At 60.2% G+C, this 5792-nt stretch carries 7 protein-coding genes and 3 pseudogenes; 7 read left to right on the top strand and 3 right to left on the bottom strand.

Going from position 1 to position 5792, the window contains the following annotated elements:
• The 5 genes and pseudogenes from KVG29_RS12210 to repC form a co-directional block, all read left to right on the top strand.
• Positions 1–371, top strand: a pseudogene (locus KVG29_RS12210) (MobA/MobL family protein); the annotation flags it as partial.
• A gap of 60 nt (positions 372–431) precedes the next feature.
• Entirely contained in the window at positions 432–644 is a 213-nt protein-coding gene (locus KVG29_RS12205; RefSeq protein WP_000455501.1) for a hypothetical protein, read from the top strand.
• A gap of 1 nt (position 645) precedes the next feature.
• Positions 646–852 (top strand): plasmid repression protein F, encoded by a 207-nt coding sequence (gene urfF, locus KVG29_RS12200; RefSeq protein ID WP_007857788.1) that lies wholly within the window; start codon positions 646–648, stop codon positions 850–852.
• A 29-nt stretch (positions 853–881) separates the two neighbouring features.
• Positions 882–1721, top strand: coding sequence for a helicase RepA family protein (locus tag KVG29_RS12195; RefSeq protein WP_000190708.1), 840 nt, complete (start codon positions 882–884; stop codon positions 1719–1721).
• Positions 1708–2559, top strand: coding sequence for a replication protein C, IncQ-type (repC, locus tag KVG29_RS12190; RefSeq protein WP_000240536.1), 852 nt, complete (start codon positions 1708–1710; stop codon positions 2557–2559). The genes KVG29_RS12195 and repC overlap by 14 nt, the downstream gene beginning before the upstream one ends.
• Before the next feature lie 285 nt (positions 2560–2844).
• Here the strand turns inward: repC and aph(3')-Ia are convergent, their stop codons facing one another.
• Entirely contained in the window at positions 2845–3660 is an 816-nt protein-coding gene (gene aph(3')-Ia / locus KVG29_RS12185; RefSeq protein WP_000018329.1) for an aminoglycoside O-phosphotransferase APH(3')-Ia, read from the bottom strand.
• A gap of 131 nt (positions 3661–3791) precedes the next feature.
• On the opposite strand from aph(3')-Ia, the pseudogene KVG29_RS12180 reads away from it, so the two are divergent.
• Positions 3792–3857, top strand: a pseudogene (locus KVG29_RS12180) (hypothetical protein); the annotation flags it as partial.
• A 42-nt stretch (positions 3858–3899) separates the two neighbouring features.
• On the opposite strand, the pseudogene KVG29_RS12175 reads toward KVG29_RS12180, so the two are convergent.
• A pseudogene (locus KVG29_RS12175) lies at positions 3900–4307 on the bottom strand (blue-light photoreceptor); the annotation flags it as partial.
• Positions 4308–4726: 419 nt separating this feature from the next.
• Positions 4727–4870 (bottom strand): hypothetical protein, encoded by a 144-nt coding sequence (locus KVG29_RS12170; protein WP_252228702.1) that lies wholly within the window; start codon positions 4868–4870, stop codon positions 4727–4729.
• A gap of 194 nt (positions 4871–5064) precedes the next feature.
• Here KVG29_RS12170 and KVG29_RS12165 point away from each other — a divergent pair.
• On the top strand, positions 5065–5792 hold a 728-nt coding region (locus KVG29_RS12165; RefSeq protein WP_252228701.1), incomplete at its 3' end, for a DNA-primase RepB domain-containing protein.

Here is a 5792-nt window from a genome sequence, read left to right as displayed (position 1 = left end):
GCAGGCTGGCCAGCCTCGAACTGCCCGAGCGGCAGCTTAGCCGCCACCGGCGCACGGCGCTGGACGAGTACCGCAGCGAGATGGCCGGGCTGGTCAAGCGCTTCGGTGATGACCTCAGCAAGTGCGACTTTATCGCCGCGCAGAAGCTGGCCAGCCGGGGCCGCAGTGCCGAGGAAATCGGCAAGGCCATGGCCGAGGCCAGCCCAGCGCTGGCAGAGCGCAAGCCCGGCCACGAAGCGGATTACATCGAGCGCACCGTCAGCAAGGTCATGGGTCTGCCCAGCGTCCAGCTTGCGCGGGCCGAGCTGGCACGGGCACCGGCACCCCGCCAGCGAGGCATGGACAGGGGCGGGCCAGATTTCAGCATGTAGTGCTTGCGTTGGTACTCACGCCTGTTATACTATGAGTACTCACGCACAGAAGGGGGTTTTATGGAATACGAAAAAAGCGCTTCAGGGTCGGTCTACCTGATCAAAAGTGACAAGGGCTATTGGTTGCCCGGTGGCTTTGGTTATACGTCAAACAAGGCCGAGGCTGGCCGCTTTTCAGTCGCTGATATGGCCAGCCTTAACCTTGACGGCTGCACCTTGTCCTTGTTCCGCGAAGACAAGCCTTTCGGCCCCGGCAAGTTTCTCGGTGACTGATATGAAAGACCAAAAGGACAAGCAGACCGGCGACCTGCTGGCCAGCCCTGACGCTGTACGCCAAGCGCGATATGCCGAGCGCATGAAGGCCAAAGGGATGCGTCAGCGCAAGTTCTGGCTGACCGACGACGAATACGAGGCGCTGCGCGAGTGCCTGGAAGAACTCAGAGCGGCGCAGGGCGGGGGTAGTGACCCCGCCAGCGCCTAACCACCAACTGCCTGCAAAGGAGGCAATCAATGGCTACCCATAAGCCTATCAATATTCTGGAGGCGTTCGCAGCAGCGCCGCCACCGCTGGACTACGTTTTGCCCAACATGGTGGCCGGTACGGTCGGGGCGCTGGTGTCGCCCGGTGGTGCCGGTAAATCCATGCTGGCCCTGCAACTGGCCGCACAGATTGCAGGCGGGCCGGATCTGCTGGAGGTGGGCGAACTGCCCACCGGCCCGGTGATCTACCTGCCCGCCGAAGACCCGCCCACCGCCATTCATCACCGCCTGCACGCCCTTGGGGCGCACCTCAGCGCCGAGGAACGGCAAGCCGTGGCTGACGGCCTGCTGATCCAGCCGCTGATCGGCAGCCTGCCCAACATCATGGCCCCGGAGTGGTTCGACGGCCTCAAGCGCGCCGCCGAGGGCCGCCGCCTGATGGTGCTGGACACGCTGCGCCGGTTCCACATCGAGGAAGAAAACGCCAGCGGCCCCATGGCCCAGGTCATCGGTCGCATGGAGGCCATCGCCGCCGATACCGGGTGCTCTATCGTGTTCCTGCACCATGCCAGCAAGGGCGCGGCCATGATGGGCGCAGGCGACCAGCAGCAGGCCAGCCGGGGCAGCTCGGTACTGGTCGATAACATCCGCTGGCAGTCCTACCTGTCGAGCATGACCAGCGCCGAGGCCGAGGAATGGGGTGTGGACGACGACCAGCGCCGGTTCTTCGTCCGCTTCGGTGTGAGCAAGGCCAACTATGGCGCACCGTTCGCTGATCGGTGGTTCAGGCGGCATGACGGCGGGGTGCTCAAGCCCGCCGTGCTGGAGAGGCAGCGCAAGAGCAAGGGGGTGCCCCGTGGTGAAGCCTAAGAACAAGCACAGCCTCAGCCACGTCCGGCACGACCCGGCGCACTGTCTGGCCCCCGGCCTGTTCCGTGCCCTCAAGCGGGGCGAGCGCAAGCGCAGCAAGCTGGACGTGACGTATGACTACGGCGACGGCAAGCGGATCGAGTTCAGCGGCCCGGAGCCGCTGGGCGCTGATGATCTGCGCATCCTGCAAGGGCTGGTGGCCATGGCTGGGCCTAATGGCCTAGTGCTTGGCCCGGAACCCAAGACCGAAGGCGGACGGCAGCTCCGGCTGTTCCTGGAACCCAAGTGGGAGGCCGTCACCGCTGATGCCATGGTGGTCAAAGGTAGCTATCGGGCGCTGGCAAAGGAAATCGGGGCAGAGGTCGATAGTGGTGGGGCGCTCAAGCACATACAGGACTGCATCGAGCGCCTTTGGAAGGTATCCATCATCGCCCAGAATGGCCGCAAGCGGCAGGGGTTTCGGCTGCTGTCGGAGTACGCCAGCGACGAGGCGGACGGGCGCCTGTACGTGGCCCTGAACCCCTTGATCGCGCAGGCCGTCATGGGTGGCGGCCAGCATGTGCGCATCAGCATGGACGAGGTGCGGGCGCTGGACAGCGAAACCGCCCGCCTGCTGCACCAGCGGCTGTGTGGCTGGATCGACCCCGGCAAAACCGGCAAGGCTTCCATAGATACCTTGTGCGGCTATGTCTGGCCGTCAGAGGCCAGTGGTTCGACCATGCGCAAGCGCCGCCAGCGGGTGCGCGAGGCGTTGCCGGAGCTGGTCGCGCTGGGCTGGACGGTAACCGAGTTCGCGGCGGGCAAGTACGACATCACCCGGCCCAAGGCGGCAGGCTGAGGCCGGCCTACGGCCAGCCTCGCAGAGCAGGATTCCCGTTGAGCACCGCCAGGTGCGAATAAGGGACAGTGAAGAAGGAACACCCGCTCGCGGGTGGGCCTACTTCACCTATCCTGCCCGGCTGACGCCGTTGGATACACCAAGGAAAGTCTACACGAACCCTTTGGCAAAATCCTGTATATCGTGCGAAAAAGGATGGATATACCGAAAAAATCGCTATAATGACCCCGAAGCAGGGTTATGCAGCGGAAAAGGACAACGCGCGGACCGCGGTCCAATTAATTATTAGAAAAATTCATCCAGCATCAGATGAAATTGCAGTTTGTTCATATCCGGATTATCAATGCCATATTTCTGAAACAGACGTTTTTGCAGGCTCGGGCTAAATTCGCCCAGGCAGTTCCACAGAATGGCCAGATCCTGATAACGATCCGCAATGCCCACACGGCCCACATCAATGCAGCCAATCAGTTTGCCTTCATCGAAAATCAGGTTATCCAGGCTAAAATCGCCGTGGGTCACCACGCTATCCGGGCTAAACGGCAGCAGTTTATGCATTTCTTTCCACACCTGTTCCACCGGCCAGCCGTTACGTTCATCATCAAAATCGCTCGCATCCACCAGGCCGTTGTTCATACGGCTCTGCGCCTGGGCCAGACGAAACACACGATCGCTGTTAAACGGGCAGTTGCACACCGGAATGCTATGCAGACGACGCAGAAACACGGCCAGCGCATCCACAATGTTTTCGCCGCTATCCGGATATTCTTCCAGCACCTGAAACGCGGTTTTGCCCGGAATCGCGGTGGTCAGCAGCCACGCATCATCCGGGGTGCGAATAAAATGTTTAATGGTCGGCAGCGGCATAAATTCGGTCAGCCAGTTCAGACGCACCATTTCATCGGTCACATCGTTCGCCACGCTGCCTTTGCCATGTTTCAGAAACAGTTCCGGCGCATCCGGTTTGCCATACAGACGATAAATGGTCGCGCCGCTCTGACCCACGTTATCACGCGCCCATTTATAGCCATACAGATCCGCATCCATGTTGCTGTTCAGACGCGGACGGCTACAGCTCGTTTCACGCTGAATATGGCTCATAACACCCCTTGTATTACTGTTTATGTAAGCAGACAGTTTTATTGTTCATGATGATATATTTTTATCTTGTGCAATGTAACATCAGAGATTTTGAGACACAAATTTAAATCGTAATTATTGGGGACCCCTGGATTCTCACCAATAAAAAACGCCCGGCGGCAACCGAGCGTTCTGAACAAATCCAGATGGAGTTCTGAGGTCATTACTGGATCTATCAACAGGAGTCCAAGACTAGTTTAGAGCAGCTTTTCATATTCCTTCTGCTTGGTGATGTCGTTCTGGATGCCGACGAAATACGTCTTATCCTCGATTTCCATCGGATCGATGTTCAGTTCGTTCCAGAACATCGTGCCGTCCTTCTTGTAGTTCTGGATCTGCACGGTGACCGGTTCTTTATTTTGCAGCGCGGTGCGGATGTTGTCCACTTCCGCCGGATCGGTGTGCTTCCCCTGGAGGAAGCGCGCGTTCTTGCCCAGGATTTCCTCGGTCTCGTAGCCGGTCATCTGCACGAAGCCCTGGTTCACGTAGACGATCGGGTTATCTTCCAGCGCGGGATCGGTGATGACCACGCCGACGCGCACGTGATCCAGCGCCTTCTTGATGACTTCCAGCTGGCCCGGAATGCCGAACGACTGGAACGACGCCATATGTTTTTCCTCCTAAGCTTGCATGCCTGCAGGTCGACTCTAGAGGATCCCCGGGTACCGAGCTCGAATTCGCGCGGCCGCGGCCTAGGCGGCCTCCTGTGTGAAATTGTTATCCGCTTTAATTAAAGGCATCAAATAAAACGAAAGGCTCAGTCGAAAGACTGGGCCTTTCGTTTTATCTGTTGTTTGTCGGTGAACGCTCTCCTGAGTAGGACAAATCCGCCGCCCTAGACAGCTGGGCGCGCCCTAACTGTCACGAACCCCTGCAATAACTGTCACGCCCCCCTGCAATAACTGTCACGAACCCCTGCAATAACTGTCACGCCCCCAAACCTGCAAACCCAGCAGGGGCGGGGGCTGGCGGGGTGTTGGAAAAATCCATCCATGATTATCTAAGAATAATCCACTAGGCGCGGTTATCAGCGCCCTTGTGGGGCGCTGCTGCCCTTGCCCAATATGCCCGGCCAGAGGCCGGATAGCTGGTCTATTCGCTGCGCTAGGCTACACACCGCCCCACCGCTGCGCGGCAGGGGGAAAGGCGGGCAAAGCCCGCTAAACCCCACACCAAACCCCGCAGAAATACGCTGGAGCGCTTTTAGCCGCTTTAGCGGCCTTTCCCCCTACCCGAAGGGTGGGGGCGCGTGTGCAGCCCCGCAGGGCCTGTCTCGGTCGATCATTCAGCCCGGCTCATCCTTCGGATCTAGCTACACTTTATGCTTCCGGCTCGTATAATGTGTGGGAATCGCTTGGTGGCCCGATGAAGAACGACAGGACTTTGCAGGCCATAGGCCGACAGCTCAAGGCCATGGGCTGTGAGCGCTTCGATATCGGCGTCAGGGACGCCACCACCGGCCAGATGATGAACCGGGAATGGTCAGCCGCCGAAGTGCTCCAGAACACGCCATGGCTCAAGCGGATGAATGCCCAGGGCAATGACGTGTATATCAGGCCCGCCGAGCAGGAGCGGCATGGTCTGGTGCTGGTGGACGACCTCAGCGAGTTTGACCTGGATGACATGAAAGCCGAGGGCCGGGAGCCTGCCCTGGTAGTGGAAACCAGCCCGAAGAACTATCAGGCATGGGTCAAGGTGGCCGACGCCGCAGGCGGTGAACTTCGGGGGCAGATTGCCCGGACGCTGGCCAGCGAGTACGACGCCGACCCGGCCAGCGCCGACAGCCGCCACTATGGCCGCTTGGCGGGCTTCACCAACCGCAAGGACAAGCACACCACCCGCGCCGGTTATCAGCCGTGGGTGCTGCTGCGTGAATCCAAGGGCAAGACCGCCACCGCTGGCCCGGCGCTGGTGCAGCAGGCTGGCCAGCAGATCGAGCAGGCCCAGCGGCAGCAGGAGAAGGCCCGCAGGCTGGCCAGCCTCGAACTGCCCGAGCGGCAGCTTAGCCGCCACCGGCGCACGGCGCTGGACGAGTACCGCAGCGAGATGGCCGGGCTGGTCAAGCGCTTCGGTGATGACCTCAGCAAGTGCGA

This window comes from Caldicoprobacter algeriensis (genome assembly GCF_023838525.1).
GTDB classification, from domain to species: domain Bacteria; phylum Bacillota; class Clostridia; order Caldicoprobacterales; family Caldicoprobacteraceae; genus Caldicoprobacter; species Caldicoprobacter algeriensis.
This window is presented reverse-complemented; position numbering and strand designations above follow the sequence as displayed.